Here is a 907-nt window from a genome sequence, read left to right as displayed (position 1 = left end):
CGACACTCCTATTGACTTGCTGTCAAGCGGCGGTCGTTTGGCGTCGAGGCTGCAGCGTCTGGACGATGAGTGGATAGAGCTGCCGAACGAGATACCGTTTCAGGCAGCGGATGATTTCCATCTTCGTCTTGCCTTCCGCGATCCGTCGTGTCGCGTAGTTACGGGTCTGCTGGTCGTAGCGCAGCCGCACGAGCACGATGTGGTAGAGCGCTGAGTTCGCCTGCCGGTCGCCTGCGCGGTTGAGTCGGTGACGGTTGGTCTTGCCCGACGACGCCGGTATCGGACAGGCTCCGGCCAGTGCCGCGAACGCGGCTTCCGAGCGTAGCCTGTCAGGGTTGTCGCCGGCGGTGATCAGCAGCTGCGCCACGGTGTCTCGGCCGCAGCCGAAGACGCTCATCAGGTCCGGGGCATGGTCTTCGAGTAGCCGTTGCAGGTGCCCGGACAAGTCCTCGATCTGCTCGGTCAGTGCTTGCCAGCGCCGCGCCAGCAGCCGCAGGCTGTAGGCCGTGGCCTCGGCTGCGGTCACCGGCGCAGGTGTCGGTCGTGACGCCGCCAGCGCAGCGATCAACTTGGTGTTCGACAGGCCCCGGTAACGCGAACGCAGCTCCTCTGGCGCCGTGATCAGCATGCCCTTGATCTGGTTGATCGTCGCTGTCCTGGCGGTCAGTGCAGACGACCTCGAGGTGCGCAGCACCCGGAGCGACTCCACCAACCCATCGCCACCCTTGGGTGCGGCGCTGGCTCGACCCGACAGCACCGCCTCAGCGGCCGAATAGGCGTCGAAGGGATCGCTCTTGCCGCGAATCCGGCGATCGAACCGGTTGGGGCGGTTGACCTCACTGACCGCGATGCCCGCGACCTGCATCGCACGACTGACCCCAGCCCCGTACGAGCCGGTGCACTCGAT

1 protein-coding gene is annotated in these 907 nt (G+C 65.9%); it reads right to left on the bottom strand.

The window, feature by feature from the left end; genetic code table 11:
- Positions 1–22 precede the first annotated feature (22 nt).
- Positions 23–907 (bottom strand): IS110 family transposase (locus tag K3M35_RS25775; RefSeq protein ID WP_220667287.1); only part of this gene is annotated, 885 nt, incomplete at its 5' end.

The organism is Rhodococcus sp. DMU2021 (assembly GCF_019641445.1).
Taxonomy (GTDB): domain Bacteria; phylum Actinomycetota; class Actinomycetes; order Mycobacteriales; family Mycobacteriaceae; genus Rhodococcus; species Rhodococcus pyridinivorans.
Note: the sequence above shows the minus strand (reverse complement) of the source record. Positions and strands in the feature narration are given on the sequence as shown.